General features: G+C 66.9%; 18 protein-coding genes. 11 read left to right on the top strand and 7 right to left on the bottom strand.

Annotated elements, in window-relative coordinates; all coding sequences use genetic code 11:
- Positions 1-22: 22 nt before the first annotated feature.
- From ACTJKY_RS03750 to ACTJKY_RS03740, 3 genes are all read left to right on the top strand, one after another.
- The gene (locus tag ACTJKY_RS03750; protein WP_440844272.1) at positions 23-898 is read left to right on the top strand and encodes an LOG family protein; all 876 of its coding nucleotides are present in this window, start codon (positions 23-25) and stop codon (positions 896-898) included.
- 83 nt (positions 899-981) lie between these two features.
- Complete coding sequence (locus ACTJKY_RS03745; RefSeq protein WP_440844271.1) at positions 982-1,791, top strand: ATP-binding protein; 810 nt, start codon at positions 982-984, stop codon at positions 1,789-1,791.
- A 368-nt stretch (positions 1,792-2,159) separates the two neighbouring features.
- The gene (locus tag ACTJKY_RS03740) at positions 2,160-2,786 is read left to right on the top strand and encodes a PEPxxWA-CTERM sorting domain-containing protein (RefSeq protein WP_440844270.1); all 627 of its coding nucleotides are present in this window, start codon (positions 2,160-2,162) and stop codon (positions 2,784-2,786) included.
- A gap of 66 nt (positions 2,787-2,852) precedes the next feature.
- On the opposite strand, the gene ACTJKY_RS03735 is transcribed toward ACTJKY_RS03740, so the two are convergent.
- Positions 2,853-4,637, bottom strand: a complete 1,785-nt coding sequence (locus ACTJKY_RS03735) for an ABC-F family ATP-binding cassette domain-containing protein (RefSeq protein ID WP_440844268.1) — start codon at positions 4,635-4,637, stop codon at positions 2,853-2,855.
- Between the two features lie 141 nt (positions 4,638-4,778).
- Between ACTJKY_RS03735 and ACTJKY_RS03730 the strand changes: the two genes are divergently transcribed.
- From ACTJKY_RS03730 to ACTJKY_RS03715, 4 genes are all read left to right on the top strand, one after another.
- Entirely contained in the window at positions 4,779-5,099 is a 321-nt protein-coding gene (locus tag ACTJKY_RS03730) for a hypothetical protein (protein ID WP_315381936.1), read from the top strand.
- 30 nt (positions 5,100-5,129) lie between these two features.
- Positions 5,130-5,798 (top strand): response regulator transcription factor, encoded by a 669-nt coding sequence (locus ACTJKY_RS03725; RefSeq protein ID WP_064310484.1) that lies wholly within the window; start codon positions 5,130-5,132, stop codon positions 5,796-5,798.
- A gap of 7 nt (positions 5,799-5,805) precedes the next feature.
- Positions 5,806-7,230 carry a sensor histidine kinase gene (locus ACTJKY_RS03720; protein ID WP_440844267.1) on the top strand — a complete coding sequence of 475 codons (1,425 nt, stop codon included), beginning with the start codon at positions 5,806-5,808 and terminating at the stop codon, positions 7,228-7,230.
- Between the two features lie 232 nt (positions 7,231-7,462).
- Positions 7,463-7,966 (top strand): hypothetical protein, encoded by a 504-nt coding sequence (locus ACTJKY_RS03715; protein ID WP_440844266.1) that lies wholly within the window; start codon positions 7,463-7,465, stop codon positions 7,964-7,966.
- 43 nt (positions 7,967-8,009) lie between these two features.
- On the opposite strand, the gene ACTJKY_RS03710 is transcribed toward ACTJKY_RS03715, so the two are convergent.
- The 3 genes from ACTJKY_RS03710 to ACTJKY_RS03700 form a co-directional block, all read right to left on the bottom strand.
- Complete coding sequence (locus ACTJKY_RS03710; RefSeq protein ID WP_440844265.1) at positions 8,010-9,008, bottom strand: LLM class flavin-dependent oxidoreductase; 999 nt, start codon at positions 9,006-9,008, stop codon at positions 8,010-8,012.
- A gap of 216 nt (positions 9,009-9,224) precedes the next feature.
- Positions 9,225-12,392: an efflux RND transporter permease subunit gene (locus ACTJKY_RS03705; protein WP_440844264.1), complete on the bottom strand. Its 3,168-nt coding sequence runs from the start codon at positions 12,390-12,392 to the stop codon at positions 9,225-9,227.
- Between the two features lie 12 nt (positions 12,393-12,404).
- Positions 12,405-13,583 (bottom strand): efflux RND transporter periplasmic adaptor subunit, encoded by a 1,179-nt coding sequence (locus ACTJKY_RS03700; RefSeq protein ID WP_440844263.1) that lies wholly within the window; start codon positions 13,581-13,583, stop codon positions 12,405-12,407.
- A 269-nt stretch (positions 13,584-13,852) separates the two neighbouring features.
- Between ACTJKY_RS03700 and ACTJKY_RS03695 the strand changes: the two genes are divergently transcribed.
- Positions 13,853-14,578 carry an SIMPL domain-containing protein gene (locus ACTJKY_RS03695; protein WP_440844262.1) on the top strand — a complete coding sequence of 242 codons (726 nt, stop codon included), beginning with the start codon at positions 13,853-13,855 and terminating at the stop codon, positions 14,576-14,578.
- Positions 14,579-14,646: 68 nt separating this feature from the next.
- On the opposite strand, the gene ACTJKY_RS03690 is transcribed toward ACTJKY_RS03695, so the two are convergent.
- From ACTJKY_RS03690 to ACTJKY_RS03680, 3 genes are all read right to left on the bottom strand, one after another.
- Positions 14,647-14,904, bottom strand: a complete 258-nt coding sequence (locus ACTJKY_RS03690) for a GlsB/YeaQ/YmgE family stress response membrane protein (RefSeq protein WP_093298446.1) — start codon at positions 14,902-14,904, stop codon at positions 14,647-14,649.
- 123 nt (positions 14,905-15,027) lie between these two features.
- Entirely contained in the window at positions 15,028-15,327 is a 300-nt protein-coding gene (gene sciP, locus ACTJKY_RS03685; RefSeq protein WP_066721323.1) for a CtrA inhibitor SciP, read from the bottom strand.
- A 104-nt stretch (positions 15,328-15,431) separates the two neighbouring features.
- Positions 15,432-15,659, bottom strand: coding sequence for a hypothetical protein (locus ACTJKY_RS03680; protein WP_440844260.1), 228 nt, complete (start codon positions 15,657-15,659; stop codon positions 15,432-15,434).
- Between the two features lie 156 nt (positions 15,660-15,815).
- Between ACTJKY_RS03680 and mnmA the strand changes: the two genes are divergently transcribed.
- The 3 genes from mnmA (at position 15,816) to ACTJKY_RS03665 (ending at position 19,181) form a co-directional block, all read left to right on the top strand.
- Positions 15,816-16,925, top strand: a complete 1,110-nt coding sequence (gene mnmA / locus ACTJKY_RS03675) for a tRNA 2-thiouridine(34) synthase MnmA (RefSeq protein WP_440844259.1) — start codon at positions 15,816-15,818, stop codon at positions 16,923-16,925.
- Positions 16,926-17,072: 147 nt separating this feature from the next.
- Positions 17,073-18,086: a phytanoyl-CoA dioxygenase family protein gene (locus tag ACTJKY_RS03670; protein WP_440844258.1), complete on the top strand. Its 1,014-nt coding sequence runs from the start codon at positions 17,073-17,075 to the stop codon at positions 18,084-18,086.
- Between the two features lie 126 nt (positions 18,087-18,212).
- On the top strand, positions 18,213-19,181 hold the full coding sequence (locus ACTJKY_RS03665; protein WP_440844257.1) for a KpsF/GutQ family sugar-phosphate isomerase: 969 nt from the start codon (positions 18,213-18,215) through the stop codon (positions 19,179-19,181).
- Positions 19,182-19,192: the final 11 nt, after the last annotated feature.

The following is a 19,192-nucleotide window of genomic DNA, read 5'->3' as shown; positions in this document are numbered from 1 at the left end:
GGATGCGCCTAATCCGCGGTCGATGAGCGATACGAGAGTCCCGTCGCGCGTCTTCCGCCCTGCCCAGCAGGAAGCCGAAGCCGCCAACACCGCCACCGGCACCCCGCAGACCGAGCATCCCGCCTACCGGCTCGCCTTCCAGGACATGGACTTCCTGCTGCGCGAGGACCTGCGGCCGATTCGCTTCCAGCTGGAGCTGCTCAAGCCGCAGCTGCTGCTGGACGAGGCGAACATCGCCTCGACCTTCGTGATCTACGGCTCGGCGCGCATCCCCGAGCCCGCCAAGGCCGAAGCCGTGCTCGCGCTCGCCGAGACCGAGCAGCAGAAGCGCATCGCCGAGAGCCTGGTCGCCAAGTCCAAATATTATGACGTCGCCCGCGAACTCGGCCGGCTGGCGAGCAACTTCCCGATCGACTCGGCGGGCAAGCGGCACTTCGTCGTCACCTCGGGCGGTGGTCCGTCGATCATGGAAGCGGCGAACCGCGGCGCCCGCGACGTCGGCGCGGAGACGATCGGCCTCAACATCGTGCTGCCGCACGAACAGGCACCGAACCCGTATGTGACCCCGGGCCTGAGCATGCAGTTCCACTATTTCGCGCTGCGCAAGATGCACTTCCTGCTGCATGCGCGCGCCGTTGCGGTGTTCCCGGGCGGCTTCGGCACGTTCGACGAAAGCTTCGAGCTGCTGACGCTGATCCAGACCGGCAAGGTCGACCCGATCCCGGTGCTGTTCTACGGCAAGGAATTCTGGAACCGCGTCGTCAATTTCGAGGCGCTGTGCGACGAGGGCGTGATCTCGCCGCGCGACCTGAACCTGTTCCGCTTCTGCGAAACCGCCGAGGAAGGCTGGGAGATCGTCCAGGACTTCTGGCGGAACAAAGAAGTGACGGCGGGCTGACCTTTTACTCCCCCTCCCGGCTGCGGGAGGGGGAGTAAAGAAGGCCCCCTCCCGCCGCCGCCGCGTTGCGCTATAGCGCGGCCATGACCGATCCGCTGATCCGCATCGCCGAAGCGCTCGAACGGCTGGCGCCGCCCCCTGCCCCGCCCGCCGATCTGGAGGCGCACCCTGCCTATGTGTGGCGCGGCCGCGACATCGTGCCGGCGCGCGCCTTCGCCCCCACCCCGCTCGCGCTGCTCCAAGGCGTGGAGAAGCAGCGGACCGCATTGCTGGCCAATCTCGAGCGGCTCGCCGCCGGCCATGCCGCGCAGGACGTGCTGCTGTGGGGCGCGCGCGGCACCGGCAAGTCGGCGCTGGTCAAGGGCGCGGTGGCCGAGGTGCAGGCACAGGGCGGCCGGCTCGCGCTAGTCGAGGCGGCGACGACGCATCTGGAGACCCTGCCCGATCTGTTCGCGCTGCTCGCCACCACCGCTCGCCCCTTCGCGATCTTCCTCGACGATCTCGGCTTCGACGCCGCCGCCGATGCCCGGGCGCTGCGCTCGCTGCTCGAAGGCGGCGCCGAGGCGCGGCCTGCGACCTGCCGGCTGCTGGTCACCTCCAACCGCCGCCATCTGCTCCCCCGCGACATCGACGCGCAGTCCAGCGCGATCAACCCGCGCGATTCGATCGACGACGATCTCGCGCTGGCCGATCGCTTCGGCCTGTCCCTCGGCTTCCATGTCGTCGACCAGGACACCTATGTCGCGATCGTCCGCGGCTATGCCGAGGCGCACGGGCTGGTCTTCGAGCCGCAAGACGCGATCCAATGGGCGACACGGCGCGGCAGCCGTTCCGGGCGGGTGGCCTGGCAATATGTCGTCGAATTGGCGGGGCAGCAGGGCAAGCAGATCTGATCGTCGCTGCGGCAGAGATTTTTTTCGGACTTGTCTCGAAAAAACACAGCGTTGTGTCATCTGTGGGACAAGCAGAAAGATGGCAACGCAGTTGCAGCAACGTTGCGATAACGTTTCGACTTGTCATCGTTATCGTCTCTTATACTCGTAGATGAGAGACGAATGCGCGATCGTTTGCACTCGCAAACCTGAGTTTGGCGCCGATTACCTCGGTTTCGGCACTGATCGCACTGCACTGCACAATGCAGACCTTCGCATCTTCATCTATTAGAACGTTATTGTCGTGTTCTTTCATTAACTTAACGGTGGGTTAACGGCCGCAGAGCCGAGTCGCTGACATCACCGTTATCAAAGGAAAGGGTGCGCCAATGCGTATTCATACGAAGATTGCTGCCGCGGCAGCCTTGTTGTGCGCGGCCGTCCCCGCGCAGGCCGCGCAGATCCTGGGACAGATCAGCTTCAACGGTTTCGTCCGCCCGGTCGGTGCGACCAGCATGGGCGCCGCCACCGGTCTCGACTTCTACAACTTCGGCGTGACGGGCACGCCGGCTGGCGACGGCGGCGCACCGGGCACCATCTTCGCCGCGCTGGGCACGACGGGCGTGTTCTCGGGCATCACCTGCATCGGGCCTTGCGGCACGATCAAGGACCTGCCGACCTTCACGGGCGGCCCGGTTGCGTCGTTCTTCGACATCGGCTCGTCGATCTTCTTCGACCTCAAGACGATCCAGTCGGTCACCTACTCGGCGGACAGCGCCGGCGGCAGCCTCAAGCTGATCGCATCGGGCACCTTCCGCATCGCAGGCTATGACGACACGGCGGCGCTGCTGACCCTGACCACGCAGGGCAACGGCGCAACCAGCTTCTCGGCAACCGCGCTGTCGGCCGTGCCGGAACCGGCGAGCTGGGGCCTGATGATCGCCGGGTTCGGCATGATCGGCGGCATGCTCCGCGCGTCGCGCCGTTCGGTGAAGGTCCGCTACGCGGCCAACTGAGCTTCCAGCCTCCCTGGTAGCGCGAAGCCCGCCGGAGCAATCCGGCGGGCTTCGTCGTTTGAGGCTTCAGGCCAGACCCTCGACCATCTCTGCCAGCTCCAGCCAGCGCATCTCGGCCGCATCCTTCTCGTCGCGGAGCTTGGCGATGCCCTCGCTCAGCTTGGCGAACTTCGCCGGATCCTTGGTGTAGAGCGCCGGATCGGCGAGCGCGGCCTCGTCACGGGCGATCGTCTGGTCGATCTCCTCGATGCGCTTGGGCAGCAGCTCGTAATTGCGCTGGTCCTTGTAGGTGAGCTTGGTGCGCGCCTTGGGGGCCTCGGCCACAGGCGCAGCGGCGGCGGGCTTGCCCGCCTTTTTCGCCTCGTTCCTGGGTCGCCGCTTGGCCTCCCAATCGGCATAGCCGCCGACCACCACGTCCACCGTGCCGCTGCCGTCCAGCCCCAGCGTCACCGTGACGGTGCGATCGAGGAAGTCGCGGTCGTGGCTGACGATCAGCACCGTGCCGGCATAATCGGCGATCACTTCCTGGAGCAGGTCGAGCGTTTCGAGATCGAGATCGTTGGTCGGCTCGTCGAGCACCAGCAGGTTGGACGGCCGGGCGAATTCGCGCGCGAGCAGCAGGCGCGAGCGCTCGCCGCCCGAGAGCGTGCCGATCCGCGCCTCGGCAATGCTGGGATCGAACAGGAATTCCTTGAGATAACCGTGCACGTGCTTGCGCGCGCCCTGCACGTCGATCCAGTCGCCGCCATCGGCCAGCACGTCGCGGACGCGCTTGTCGGGCGCCATCAGGCTGCGCTGCTGGTCGATGATGATCGCATCCAGCGTCTGCGAGAGCTTGACCGTGCCCTCGTCGGGCTGCAGCTCGCCGGTCAACATCTTGAGCAGCGTCGACTTGCCCGCCCCGTTCGATCCGACGATGCCGATCCGGTCGCCCTTGGTGACGCGGAAGGTCAGGTCCTTGATGATCGTCCGCTCGCCGAAGCGCTTGGTGACGTGCTTGGCGTCGATCACCACCTTGGTCTGGTTGCCGTCCGCGGCGGTGGCGAGCGCGGCGGTGCCCTGCGGCCCGACCATGCCGGCGCGCTCGGCCCGCATCTCCTTCAGCTTGGCGAGGCGGCCCTGGTTGCGACGGCGGCGGCCGGTGACGCCGCGCTGGAGCCAATGCTCTTCGATCTTGAGCTTGGCGTCGAGCCGCTGGGCGTTGCGCTCCTCCTCGGCATAGACCTGCTCGGTCCAGGCCTCGAACCCGCCGAAACCGATCTCGGCGCGGCGGATGGAACCGCGATCGAGCCACAGCGTCTGGCGGGTAAGGCGCGTAAGGAAGGTACGATCGTGGCTGATGACGACGAAGGCGCCCTTGTAGCGCGTCAGCCAGTCCTCGAGCCATTCGATCGCGCCGAGATCGAGATGGTTGGTCGGCTCGTCGAGCAACAGCACGTCGGGATTCTGCGCCAGCGCGCGGGCGATGGCCGCGCGGCGGCGCTCGCCGCCCGAGGCGGTGGCGGCTTCGCGGGACAGGTCGATGCCGAGCTGGTCGGCGATCGCCTCGGCCTCGTGCTGGGCGGGCGCATCGTCGCCGGAGAGGACATAATCCATCAGCGTGGTGCAGCCGAGCATGCGCGGCTCCTGCTCCAGCAGGATCACGCGGGTGCCGGGCACGATGGTGCGGCGGCCCTCGTCGCTGTCGATCGCGCCGGCGATCAGCTTGAGCAGGGTCGTCTTGCCCGCACCGTTGCGGCCGATCAGCGCGAGCCGATCGCGCTCGCCGACATGCAGGTCGAGATTGCGGAAAAGCCAGCCGGATCCCTGAACGAGACCCAGCCCTTCATAGGAAAGCACCGGAGCAGCCATGGTGCAGCACCTAGGAGGCGGCGGGCCTCCCCGCAAGCGGCCAGGCATGGGCCGCCGCGATGCACCAATGCCACAATTGCAGAACCGCGGCGGGCGTTCATGTTCAGGGGCTATTCAATGCCCGGACCCTATGCCATTCCCATGCCGATGTTGGTCAAACCCGTTCTGATCGCGTGTCTCGCGAGCCTCGCGCTCACGAGCCCGGTCATCGCGCGCCCGATCGGCGCCGAGCAGGATGACGGCCAACGTGCGGCGCGCGAGCGGCGGCTTCGCGGCCAGAATCTGCCGGCGCGCGAGATCGAGCGGCGGGTGATTCCCCGCATGCCGGGCGCGCAATATCTCGGGTTCGACTATGATCCCGAGCACGACGTTTACACACTCAAGTTCCTGCGCAATGGATCGGTGATCTGGGTGGAGGTGGACGGCCATACCGGCCAGATCCTCCGCCGCATGGGCAGCTGAGCAGACCACAAGAAAAGGACGGAACAGCGAATGCGACTTCTGATCGTCGAGGACGAACCCAATCTCGGGATCCAGCTGCGCACCGCGCTGGAGGGCGCGGGCTATGCCGTCGACCTCGCGACCGACGGCGAGGAAGGCCATTTCCTCGGCTCGACCGAGCAATATGATGCGATCATCCTCGACCTCGGCCTGCCCGAGATCGACGGGCTGACCGTGCTCGATCGCTGGCGCAAGGAAGGCCGCACCATGCCGGTGCTGGTGCTCACCGCGCGCGACAGCTGGTCGGACAAGGTGGCGGGCCTCGATGCCGGCGCCGATGACTATGTCGCCAAGCCGTTCCAGACCGAGGAGCTGATCGCCCGCCTGCGCGCGCTGATCCGCCGCGCCTCGGGCAATGCCTCGGCCGAGCTGACCGCGGGCGACATCCGGCTCGATACGCGCTCGGGCAAGGTCACCAAGGCGGGCGAGCCGGTGAAGCTGACCGCGCAGGAGTACAAGCTGCTCAGCTACCTGCTCCACCACAAGGGCAAGGTGGTGAGCCGTACCGAGCTGATCGAGCATATCTACGACCAGGATTTCGATCGCGATTCGAACACGATCGAAGTGTTCGTCACGCGCATCCGCAAGAAGCTGGGTGCCGATGTGATCACCACCATCCGCGGTCTCGGCTACAGCCTCGACGAAGCCAGCTTCACTTGAGGCCTTGATGGTGGACGCGACGCCGACTCTCGATGACGAGCCCGAGGCGGCAGCGTCCGCTCCCGCCGAGCCAGAGGCGCGCGGGTATCGGCCGGTGCGTGTCACCGGCTCCGTCAGCCGGCGCATGCTCCTCGTCGCGACAGCGTGGATCCTGCTGCTGCTGGTCGGCGGCGGACTCGCGCTAAGCCGGGTGCTGACCGACGCGATCACCCGCAACTTCGATGATCAGCTCGACTATCTCGTCTCGTCGATGATCGTCTCGGCCGAAGTTGGGTCGAACGGTGAGGTAGTGCTCAACCGCGAGTTGGCCGACCAGCGCTTTCTCGAACCGAACTCGGGCGCCTATTGGCAGATCAGCGGCAGCGGCTTCGAACCTTTCCCCTCGCGCTCGCTATGGGACCGGCGCCTGAAAGCCGATCACGTCAACAACGACCGTGAGATCCATTTCTACGACAGTGCGCAATTCCCCGACCAGAAGCTGCGCATCGCCGAGCGCGACCTGACCCTGCCCGGTTCGCCGGTGCGCTGGCGCTTCCAGGTGGCGGAAAGCCGCGACGTACTCGATGCGCAGATCGCCACGGTACGCCGCACGCTGGTCCGCAGCTTCGCACTGCTCGGCCTAGGGCTGGTGGCGATGGCAGCGCTGCAGACCTGGTATGGCCTGCGCCCCTTGCGCAAGGTGCGCCACGAGATCGCCAACCTGCGCGCCGGCCGCACGCAGCGCGTCGGCGGCCCCCTCCCGGCCGAGGTCGGCCCGATGGTCGACGAGCTGAATGCCCTGGTCGAGCATAACGACCGCCAGGCCGAGGAGGCGCGTCGCCATGCCGGTAACCTGGCGCACGCGCTCAAGACGCCGCTCAGCGTCATCATGAACGCCGCCGCCGCCGGCCAGGAAGACCTGCCCGACACGGTGATCCGCGAGGCGCGGACGATGCGGCGGCAGATCGACCATCACCTCGCCCGCGCCCGCGCGGTCGGCCGCCGCGGCAGCGCGCACAGCCGTGCCGAGGTGTGGCCGTCGATCGAGGCGGTCGAGCGCGCGGTGGCGCGGCTCTATCCCAATGTCCGCATCGACGTGGACGGGGTGAAGGATTCGGTGGCGCATATCGAGCGGCAGGATCTCGACGAGATCCTCGGCAACCTCGTCGAGAACGCCGCCAAATATGGCGGCGGCAGCGTGTTCGTCACCGCGCGACTCGATTCGGGGTTCGTCGAGATCCTCGTCGAGGACGACGGCGTCGGCATCCCCGAGGCGGACCGCATCCGCATCTTCGATCGCGGTGTGCGGCTCGATACCGGCAAGCCCGGCACCGGGCTTGGCCTCGCGATCGTTCGCGACGTCGCCGAAATCTATGGCGGCACCGTCAGCCTGGAAGAGAGCGAGGACCTGGGCGGCCTGCTCGTCCGCCTCCGCCTGCCCGCCGCGGGCTGATTGCAAGCCTGCAATATCGTGAAATTCCGGTGCCATGCAGGCTGTGCAGACGGCATGCATCGCGATGCGTGCGCGACACCGTAAGGCTCGATAAGCCTCGGTCACGACAACCGATAGTTAACCCAAATGGTGTACGGTGCCCCGGGGTATTTTCCCCATTTGGAGGGCAGCCATGATCAGCATTTCGTCCCTGAGCACCGCGTCCACCCCGCCTCAGCCGCCGCGGGACCGCATGAACGACCGACTTTCCGCCGCCGTTTCGTCGGGCGAGATCAGCGCTACCGACGAAACCGCGCTGGCGAGCGCACTCGATTCGATCGGCTCCAGCCTCGAAGCGGATCGCAGCAGTGGCACCAAGCCGGCCGGCGACATGAAGTCGAAGATGGACGCCCTGATCCAGAAGCAGGTCGACGACGGCACGCTGACCGAGGACCAGGCAGGCGAGCTGAAGACCATGTTCACCAAGGGCGCGCACGGCAAGCACGGGCCGCACGGCGCGCATGGCGGCAAGGGCGCAGCCCCCGCGCAGGATGCCGACGCGGACAGCGACACGAAGACCGATCCCGCCGCCACCCCGACCACCACCACCGCCGATGCGACGACCGACGCGGTTTCGCAATTTCTGAAGCAGCTGCGAGACACGGCCGAAGACGCCACCAGCTATTCGGCGTCGGGCGACACCAGCAAGAGCAGCAGCACCAAGTCGACCGGCCTGGTTATCGACACCCTGGCCTGACCGTCCGCCGGGCGGCACCGCACGGCGGACGCCGCCCCATGGATCAGGCGGGTTCGACCGCGCGCATCGCCTCCGCGGCGATTTCCAGGCTGCGCTTGCGGGCCTGATGGTCGAACATCGCGCTGGTCAGCATGAGCTCGTCGGCCTGGGTGCGTTCGAGAAACGCCTCGATCTCGCGGCGCACCTTGGCGGGCCCGCCGATCGCCGACGCCGACAGCACATGGTCGAGCACGGCATTGCCCTGCGTGCCCAGGCTCTCGCGATAGCCGCGCACCGGCGGCGGCAGCTGAATGCCGCGCCCGGTGGTGCGGATTGCGACGAACGCCTGTTGCTGCGAGCTGGCCAGATACTCCGCCTCCTCGTCGCTGTCCGCGCCGAACACGTTGAACCCGAGCATGACGTGCGGCTTGGCCAGCGCCTCGGACGGGCGGAAATTACGGCGATACACCGCGATCGCCTCGTCCATCTGGCCCGGCGCGAAGTGCGAGGCGAAGGCATAGGGCAGCCCCAGCGCGGCGGCGAGCTGTGCGCCGAAGGTGCTGGAGCCGAGGATCCACAGCTTCACATTGGCCCCCGCCCCGGGCGTCGCGCGGATACCGGTGCGGCCGTCATCGGCGAAATAGCTTTGCAGCTCCATCACGTCCTGCGGGAAGTCGTTGCCGTCGCTCTCCAGATTGCGGCGGATGGCGGCGGACACCCGCTGGTCAGATCCCGGCGCGCGGCCGAGGCCCAGATCGATTCGGCCGGGGAAAAGCGCATCGAGCGTGCCGAACGCCTCGGCGACCTGCAGGGGGGAGTGGTTGGGGAGCATGATGCCGCCGGCACCGATGCGGATGGTGCTGGTGGCGTGGCCGACATGCGCGATCACCACCGCGGTCGCGGCGCTGGCAATGCCCTCCATGCCGTGATGCTCCGCCATCCAGTAGCGCTGGAAACCCAGCTTCTCGGCATGAGCGGCGAGGTCGGCGGCGTTGGCGAGCGCCTGGCCCACGGTGCCGCCTTGGACGACGGGCACCAGATCGAGCAGGGAATATGCGGTCATGGAAAGGATGTGGGGACGCTGGGGCAGCGATGCCAGAGGGTTAACTCCCCTCCCGCTTGCGGGAGGGGCAGAGGGAGGGTGTGTGCGGGAAGCGAGGGCGAACTTGGAAGAAGCAAGGCTGCAGCACAGCAGCCCCTCCCCAGCGCCTCGCCCGCTACCCTTACACACCCTCCCCTAACCCCTCCCGCAAGCGGGAGGGGAATTTGCAGGGCCCACTCACTCCGCCGGCTGGACCTCGTCGTCACCGGGCTTGTGGTCGATCGCGCCGTGCGCACCCGCCGGCCCGAGCACGCGGCTGCCGTCGTCACCCGGACGATAGGTGAGCAGGCGCCGCGAGAGCCGCGGCCCGAGCCAGCCTTCCAGACCCACCGCGAGGCTGAACAGTGCAGGCACGATCACCAGCGTGAGCAGCGTCGAGACGATCAGGCCGCCGATGACCACCACGCCCATCGGCGCGCGGAACGACGAGTCGCCGTTGAGCGACAGCGCCGTCGGCACCATGCCCGCCACCATCGCAATCGTGGTCATCACAATCGGCTGGGCGCGCTTGCGGCCGGCGTCGACGATCGCCTCCATCTTGGACACGCCCTTCTCCATCTCCTCCAGCGCGAAGTCGACGAGCAGGATCGAGTTCTTGGCGACGATGCCGAACAGCATCAGCATGCCGATATAGACCGGCAGCGACACGGGCATGCCGAGGATCGCCAGCATGATCAGCCCGCCCAGCGGCGCGTTGAGCAGCGAGCCCATGTTGACGATAGGCGAGACGAAGCGGCGATACAGCAGCACCATCACCGCGAAGACCAGGAAGATGCCCGATGCCAGCGCGACGATGAAGTTTTGGATCATCTCGCCCTGCCACTTGGCCTGGCCCACGGTCATCTCGGCCACGCCCACCGGCAGCTGCTTCATGACCGGGAGATTGTGGATCTCCTTCATCACGTCGCCCGAGACATAGGGCTTGCCCGTCGCGGGGTTCATCGCGAGGTCGGCACCCACCACCAGGCGGCGCTGCAGGTTCAGGCGCTCGACCTTGGTCGGCCCCGCGGCGAAGCGGATATCCGCCACCGCCGAGAGCGGCACCGAACCGCCGGTCTGGGTCTGCACGCGCATGTTCTGCAGCGTGTCGAGCTTGGTGCGTGAATCCTGATCGAGCGCGACGCGGATCGGGATCTGGCGATCGGACAGCGAGAATTTGGCGCTGTTCTGCTCGATGTCACCCAGCGTCGCAACGCGGATCGCGTTGGACAGCGCGGCCGTGGTCACGCCCAGATCGGCCGCGAGGTCGAGCCGGGGCGAAATCACGATCTCCGGCCGCTGCAGATCGCCCGAGATGCGCGGCGCGACGACCGACTTCAGGCCCTCCATCTGCTTCATCAGGGTGAGCGCGGTCTTGTTGAGCAGCTCCGGATCCTCGCCGCCCAACGTGATCGTCAGGTCACGCCCCGACGAGCCCCAGCCGAACTGCGAGCGGAAATTCACCCGCGCATCGGGAATGGCGAGCAGCTTGGGGGCCACGCGCTTTTCGAACTCGGTGCTGGTTTCGGTGCGGCCCGGCGTATTTTTCTCGGCGAGGGTGGCGGTGACCCGGCCATTGCCGACCTGGGTGCGGGCATAGGTATGCTGCACCGCCGGCTCGGCGCGCAGGATGCCTGCGACCTGCTGGACGATCCGATCGGTCTGCTCCAGCGTGGTGCCCGGCACCATCTCGACCGTCGCGGTAACGGTGTCTTCGTCCTGCGCCGGCTGGAAGGTCTGCGGCATGCCGACAAGCAGGCCGATCGTGCCACCGAGCGAGAGAACGTAGGCGAGGATCGCCACCCAGCGATGCATCAGCGTCCATTCGAGCAGACGGACATAGACGCGCATCACCGGCCCGCCGCCATGTTCGACATGGCCATGGGCCTTGAGGAAATAGGCGGCGACCATCGGCGTGAGCATGCGCGCCACGGCCAGCGACATCAGCACAGCGGCGACCACGGTGAGACCGAAATTCTTGAAGAACTGGCCCGAGATGCCCGGCATCACGCTAACCGGCAGGAACACCGCGACGATCGACATGGTCGTCGCCAGCACCGCGACGCCGATTTCGTCCGCCGCGTCGATCGAGGCCTGATAGGCGGACTTGCCCATCCGCATGTGGCGGACGATGTTCTCGATCTCCACGATCGCGTCGTCGACCAGCACGCCTGCCACCAGGCTGAGCGCGAGCAGCGTCATCTGGTTGAGCGTGAAGCCCATCATGTCCATGAACCAGAAGCTGGGAATCGCCGAGAGCGGGATCGCCAGCGCCGAGATCACCGTCGCGCGCCAGTCGCGCAGGAAGAGGAACACGACGACGACGGCGAGCACCGCGCCCTCGATCATCGCTTCCATCGCGGTGTCGAACTGCTCCTTGGCGTATTTGCTATAGTTGTCGAGCAGCTCGAAATGGACGTTGGGGTTGTTCTTCTGGAGCGCCTGCAGCTTCTTTTGCGTTTCCTCGTAGATCGTGACGTCCGAGGCGCCCTTGGCGCGCTGGATGTCGAACGAGATCACCGGATGGCCGTCGTAGCGCGCATAGTTTCGCTGCTCGGCAAAGCCGTCCTTCACCGTCGCGATATCGGCGAGCCGCACGGTACGGCCGGTGCCGGTCGCGATTTGGCTCTGGCCCAGCGTATAGGCGTCCTTGGCATTGCCGACGACGCGCAGCGACTGCTCGAAGCCCGAGATCTGCGCGCGGCCGCCCGCGGCGTTGAGGTTCACCTGGCGGAGCTGCTGGTTCACCTGGCTTGCGGTGAGGCCATAGCTGGCGAGCTTGACCGGATCGAGCACGACGCTGACTTCGCGGGTGACGCCGCCGTTGCGCTGCACCGCCGCCATGCCACTGATCGACAGCAGCTCCTTGGAGACGGTGTTGTCGATGTACCAGGAAAGCTGCTCGACCGTCATGTCGGTCGCGGTCGCCGTGAAGCTGGCGATGTCGTTGCTGCTGGCACTGTCGACGCGGCCGACCTGCGGCTCGAGAATGCCATCGGGCAGGTTGCCGCGGATCTGCTGGATTGCGCTGCGCACGTCTTCCACCGCGCGGTCGATCGGGGTGCCGATCGCCAGCTGCACCACCGTCTGGGTGTTGCCTTCGGAGACGGTCGAGTTGATCTCGTCGATGCCCTGCAGGCTGCGGACGGCGGATTCGACCTTCTGGGTGATCTGCGTCTCCAGCTCGCTCGGCGCGGCGCCGGGCTGGCTGATCGAGATCCACACGATCGGGAAGTCGATGTCCGGGCTGTTGTTCACGTCCATGCGGCTGAAGCTGACCAGCCCCGCGATGGTGAGGAACAGGAACAGGACGATCGGCGGGACCGGGTTGCGGATGGCCCAGGCCGAGATGTTGCGAAAGCTCATCGCGCCAATCCCTTACTTCTTCTGGAGCTGGGGAATGACCTTCTGGCCCGGATTCAGGAACGCGCCCGCGGTCATCACCACGCGCTCGTTGCCGCTCAGGCCGCTGGTGATCCGCACGCCCTGGTCCGAAACGTCGCCGGTCTTCACGTCGCGGCGCACCGCCTCGTTCTTGTCATTGAGGATGTAGACATAGGTGCCCAGCTGGTCGCTCTGCACCGCCGATTGCGGCAGGATCACCGAGGTGACCGACCCCGCGACGATCCGCGCGCTGGCGAAGCCGCCGGGGCGCAGCGCCGGGTTATAGGGCAGCGCGATGCGGGCGATGCCGAGCCGGCTGGTCGGGTCGATCACCGGCGAGACCTGCCACACCTGGCCCTTGAAGCTGGTCTGGCTGCCGACCGGGGTCACTTCCGCCGGCGCGCCGACATGGAGCTTCTGAACGTCGGCTTCGGAAAGCTGGGTGCGCAGTTCGAGCTGGCCGTCCATCGCCATGCGGAACAGCGTGCCCGAACCCGAGCTGACGATCTGGCCCGGCTCGATCTGGCGGGCGAGCACCAGGCCGGCTTCCGGCGCACGGATGTCGAGCCGGCGGTTGCGCGCCTGGGTTTCGGCCAGCTGCGCCTTGGCGACGCGGACACGGGCCAGCGCCTGGTCGCGCGCGGCGGTTTTCTGATCGATATCGGCGCGCGAAATGAATCCGTTCCCGACCAGCTTCTCGGCGCGCTCGAGATTCGCCTGCGCCAGCTTGGCATCGGCCTCGGCAACGCGGATCTGCGCGGCCAGCGACTCGGCGGTCTGCGCCTGGACCGAGCGATCGACCACGGCGAGTACCTGGCCCTTCTGCACCCAGCTGCCGGCATCGACCAGCACGCGGGTGACGATGCCGCCCTCGCCCGCCACGCCGACCGGCATCTCGCGCTTGGCGGCGAGGCTGCCGGTGCCGGTGACGATCGTCGAGGCGGTCTGCTGCCCCGGCGCGGAGACGGTGACGGTGAGCAGCTGGCTCTGGTCCTTGGCGCCCTTGGCGGCGGGAAGCGGCTTGCTCGCCGGGCGCATCATCAGGAAGCCGGCGACCACGACCAGCACGAAGGCGCCAAGGCCGATCCACAGCCAACGCCGCCCACGCCGCGCCGGCTCCCCCTCGAACCCGAGCTGTTCCTGCCGATCCAACATCCCTGCCTCGTAATTCATGCGCCCACCTCGTTCGAGGCGCGTACACGCCCCTCGTCGCACTGTATTATAGGAATATAGCACCGCCCACAAGGCCGGTGTAGCAACGCGCGGCGGCATGCCCGGTTGCATGTACGCGCGCAAGTGATGCCAAAGAAAAAGTCCCCCGCCTGCGAGAGCTTGCAAGTAACGGCAATCGTTTGTTGGCGTTGTTTCGTTCAGCCTAGGTTCGTGAGCCGGCGTCGACAAGCCGAGGCAGGATGACGACAAACCACAGGAGGAACATCCACATGATCCGCTCTTTGCCGCTTGCCGCGCTGCTCGCGCTGGCCGCCGCACCGCATGCCTTCGCCCAGGCGCAGGCGGTCGCCCAGCCGATCCCGGCCGACGGCACCGTGCTCGACATCGTCGCCGAGGGAACGACCACCCGCGTGCCCGATCTCGCGCTGATCCAGGCGGGGGTGGTCACCGCCGCCCCTACGGCCGGTGAGGCGATGCAGCAGAATGCCGCGCGGATGGCGGCCGTGCTGGCTGCGCTACGCAAGGCCGGGATCTCTGAGCGCGACCTGCAGACCAGCGCGGTCAACCTCGCGCCGCAATATCGCTATCAGGACAACAAGCCGCCGGTGATCACCGGCTATCAGGCGTCGAACCAGCTGACCGTGCGCTTCCGCGACATCGCCAAGAGCGGCACGATCCTCGATGCGCTGGTCGCACAGGGCGCGAATAACATCGCCGGGCCGAACCTCACCCTCGCCGACGAGGACGGCGCGCTCGACGAGGCGCGGCGCGACGCGATCGCCAAGGCCAAGGCGCGCGCCGCGCTCTACGCGCATGCGGCGGGGCTCAAGGTTGACCGCATCCTGCTGATCTCGGAAGCCGGCATGCCGCAGGCGCCGCAGCCAATGCCGATGCTGATGCGGGGCAAGGCAATGATGGCCGAGGCAGACACCGCGATCGTGCCGGGCGAGCAAAAGGTCACCGCCAGCGTTTCAGTGCGTTTCCTGTTGAAATGATCAGGACATGAAAAAAGGGCCGCCCCGGCTGGGACGGCCCTTTTTTTGGTCTGGTGACCGCGGGATGCTTAACGCACCGCGCCGCGACGCACCAGGTTGACAATCGCCAGCAGGATGACCGCACCCACCAGCGAGACCAGGAAGGTCATCGGGGTGATCACGCCGCTGTTGATGTTGCCGCCGAACAGAAGTCCGCCGACGAAGGCGCCGACAATGCCGACGACGATGTTCAAGAAGACGCCCTGCTGGGCATCGGTGCGCATGATGATGCTTGCAAGCCAGCCGACGACGCCGCCGATGACGAGCCAAACGATAAAGCCTACCATTCGTCCCTCCTTTACTTGCCCGGCGACCCGGGCGACGTAATGGAAAATCCGCGAATGGTCAGTTTGGTTCCAAACCGATATTTTACCTTGTCAAGGGAACTTTCGGCACGCGATACGAAAAAATCAGAACTTCTGCTGGCGTTCGTAGAGCGAGCGATAATGCTGGATGCGGGTGACGCGCAGCCCCGGCATGCCCGAACGATCGATCGCGCGCTGCCAGCCGGCGAATTCCTCAACGGTGAGGCCATAGCGATCGCACACCTCGTCCACGGTCAGCAGCCCGCCATTCACCGCGGCCACGACCTCGGCCTTGCGCCGCACCACCCAGCGGGTGGTGTTGGGCGGGGGCAGGCTGTCCAGGGTCAGCGGCTCGCCGAGCGGACCAATCACCTTGGCAGGACGGATCTTCTGGTTCTCAATCATCTACCAAACCTCATCGGGGCCGGCCGCCCCTGTTACGCAACCGTGAAACGACTTTTACGGGCCTGCCTTGAACATCGGCTAAAATGGCAAGGTAAACGCGCGCTTCACGCCTCTCCCCACTGGTGCAGCGCCGTCGCGACCACGCGATGGAAACAACCATCGGCCGGCGCGAGCAACGCTGCCACGGGAAGCGGCATCGAAAGCCGGGTCTGAATCCGCGCGGTGGGGCTGGCGGCCTGCCGGCTCGTCACCATCGCCATCAGCACCGCCAGCCCCGTAGGGAGCATCGCAGTGCCCAAGTCGCGGTTCGGATGGGCAAAACTCAAGTCCACCAATGCGTTTCCAGTCGTCCTTCGAGCGCGCAGTATAAACGGCGAGTGCTGAAAGGGCCGTAAAGGCGCTGAAAACCTCGGCTTAACTTCCATGTCCGGCAGGTTTCCGCGAACCCCGGGTGGCAACCGGAACGGGCCTGCCCTATCTGGGCGGCTATGACCCCCGGTGATTTCCAGCTAGCCGAGCCGCTTTCAGGGCGGCGTATCGTCGTCGCCATGTCCGGCGGCGTCGATTCCTCCGTCGTCGCCGCGCTGGCGGCGCGCAGCGGGGCAGAGACGATCGGCATTACGCTGCAGCTCTACGATCATGGCGAGGCAGTGGGCCGCTCCGGCAGCTGCTGCGCCGGCCGCGACATCCGCGACGCGCGCGCGGTATGCGACAAGCTCGGCATCGCACATTATGTCTTCGACCATGCGAGCAGCTTCCAGACCCAGGTGATCGACGACTTCGCCGACGAGTATATGGCGGGCCGCACCCCGATCCCTTGCGTGAAGTGCAACATGGGGCCGAAGTTCACCGATCTGTTCGCGCTCGCGCGCGACCTCGGCGCCGATTGCCTCGCCACCGGCCATTATGTCCGCCGGGTGGTGGGCGCCGAGGGGGCCGAGCTGCACCGCGCCGCCGATCCGGCGCGCGACCAGAGCTATTTCCTGTTCGCGACCACGCAGAGCCAACTCGACTATCTGCGCTTCCCGCTGGGCGGCCTGCCCAAGCCCGAGGTGCGCGCGCTCGCCGCAGAGCTGGGGCTGGGCGTTGCCGGCAAGCCCGACAGCCAGGACATCTGCTTCGTCCCCGACGGCGACTATGCCACGCTGGTGAAGAAGCTGCGGCCGGAGGCCGAGGCAGGCGGCGAGATCGTCGACGAGAGCGGCACCCGGCTGGGGCAGCATCGCGGGCTGATTCACTTCACCGTCGGCCAGCGCCGCGGGCTGGAGATCGGCGGCGCGCCCGAGCCCTATTATGTCCTGCGGCTCGAACCCGAGACCAAGCGCGTCGTCGTCGGCCCGCGCCGTGCGCTGGCGGTGGGCGCGGCACGGCTGGAGAACATCAACTGGCTGGGCGGCGACCATGCCGGGCCGATGACCGCCAAGGTCCGCAGCCTCGCCAAGCCGGTGCCGGCGCGTATGGAAGGCGACCGAGTGGTGTTCGAGACGCCCGAGTACGGCGTCGCCCTGGGCCAGGCGGCGGTGCTCTATGCCGGCGACCGCGTACTCGGCGGCGGCTGGATCGCCGAAACCGAACGGGCAGCGGCATTGGCGGCATAAGCCGCTCTCGCAAAACCTTTTTTGCCGATTTACGCTAAAGCGCAGATCTGCAGCTTGACGCCTGCGGCTTTTTGGCGGAACGGACTTGGAGATTGCGCTGCAGCAACCGGATGGGTCGCAAACCATCGCGTTCGAGTGAGACCTTGCATGCCTTCGATGCTGGCTGCCCCCTGGTGGGTCGCCCAACTAGCCACCGGCGCCAAGTCGTTTCGCGACAATCCCATTATCGGATCGCGCCGCCTCAATGCCCGCGGCCTGCACCGCGCACGGGTGAAGATCGCCCATCAGCTCGCCTGGAGCCGCCGCGCCCGCCTGACGGCGGACCTTCCTGAACAGGATCGCGCCGCATTCGATCGCGACGGGTTCGTCATCGTCCGCGATTTCCTGCCCCCGGCGACGTTCGCCGCTCTGCGCGACACGGTGCTGGCCCAGCGATTTGCGACACGCGAGATGCGCCAGGGCAACACCATCACCCGCCGCATCGCGATCGGCCCGGCATTCCTCCAGTCGGTCCCGCAGGCACAGGCGCTGCTGCGCGACGCGCGGTTCCGCGCGCTGTGCCGCTATGTGGGCAGCTTCCGCAGCCAGCCGCTCCACTATATCCAGACGATCCTGACCAACAGCGACATTCCGGACCCGGATCCCCAGACCAACCTGCATGCCGACACCTTCCACCCGACGTTGAAGGCCTGGTTCTTCCTCAACGACGTCGAAGAGGCGGATGGCCCCTTCTCCTATGTTCCCGGCTCGCATCGGCTGACCCCGGCGCGTCTCGACTGGGAACAGGCGCGCAGCCTGAGCGCAGGCACGAGCGAGGACTTCCTGTCGGCGCGCGGATCGCTGCGCGTCTCGCCGGAGGAACTGCCCGGTCTGGGACTGCCGGCTGCACAGCGCTTCCCGGTCCCGGCCAACACGCTCGTCGTGGCCGACACCTGCGGGTTCCACGCCCGCGTCGCCGCGACCCGCCCGAGCCGGCGGCTGGAACTATGGTCGTTCAGTCGCCGCAATCCTTTCGTACCGTGGACCGGCGCCGATCTGCTGAGCATCCCAGGAATAGCCGAACGGCGGATAGACGTGATGTGGCGCGTCCGTGATCGACTCCAGAACTGGATGGGCCAGCCCTGGCAGCCGGCCGGCGACAAGGTCGTGCTGGATGATTGATCGGGCCCGTTGGTCTTGCATCAAAGCTTTTCGAGTGCGAGACGCGCGAAGGGCGTGATTGATCGCTGCCGGATCGGATGCTTTCCGATCGGTGCTGGCAAGCGACGCGATCACGAAGGGAAGGGCATGGAAGTAAGTAGCGTACAGACCATCATCGAACATGGCGCGGAGGTCATTCGTACCGAAGCGGCTGCGCTGGCGATGCTCGCCAGGCGGCTGGATGCCGCTTTCTCTGCTTCCGTCGATCTGCTGGTCGGCGCCCGCGGGCGCATCATCCTGGCGGGCATGGGCAAGTCCGGCCATATCGCCCGCAAGATCGCCGCAACGCTTTCGGCGACGGGCAGCGCCGCTTACTATCTGCACCCGGGCGAGGCCTCGCACGGCGATCTCGGTGTAATGCGCAGCGGCGACGTGCTGATCGTGCTCTCCAATTCGGGCGAGACGCCCGAGGTCGCGGCGGTGCTGACGCATGCCCAGCGGCTGTCGGTGCCGGTGATCGCGATGACGGCCGGGGCGGAATCGATGCTGGCCCGCAACGCTTCGATCACGCTCCTGCTGCCGGAATGCGGGGAGGCCTGCCCCGAAGGCGTGGCGCCGACGACCTCGACGACGATGATGCTGGCGCTGGGCGACGCCCTGGCAGTGGCGGCGATGCGCAAGCGCGGCACCTCGCGCAACGAGCTGGCGCGCTGGCATCCCGGCGGCCGAATCGGCTGGGGCCTGCAGACGCTCGGCGCGCTGATCCGCCGGACCGAGCCACTGCCGCTGGTACGCGCGGAAGCCTGCGCACGCGACGTCGTGCTGGAGATGACGTCGTGCGGCAAGGGCATCGCCGGCGTGGTGGATGGCGCGGGCGAGCTGATCGGCGTGATCACCGACGGCGATCTGCGGCGTTCGTTCGACCGGGTGCTGCTCGCGGTGGCGGGCGAGCTGATGACGCGCGATCCGGTAACCATTACCAAGGATGCGACCGTCGACGAAGCGGTGGCCCGCATGCAGGAGAACAAGATCACCGTGCTGTTCGTGATGGAGAAGGCGGGATCGCGGCGCCCCTGGGGGCTGCTCCACATCCACGATCTGCGGCTCGGCGCCTGAGCACGACCGCG

The sequence above is a fragment of the Sphingomonas sp. 22176 genome (genome assembly GCF_052045505.1).
GTDB lineage: Bacteria > Pseudomonadota > Alphaproteobacteria > Sphingomonadales > Sphingomonadaceae > Sphingomonas.
This window is presented reverse-complemented; position numbering and strand designations above follow the sequence as displayed.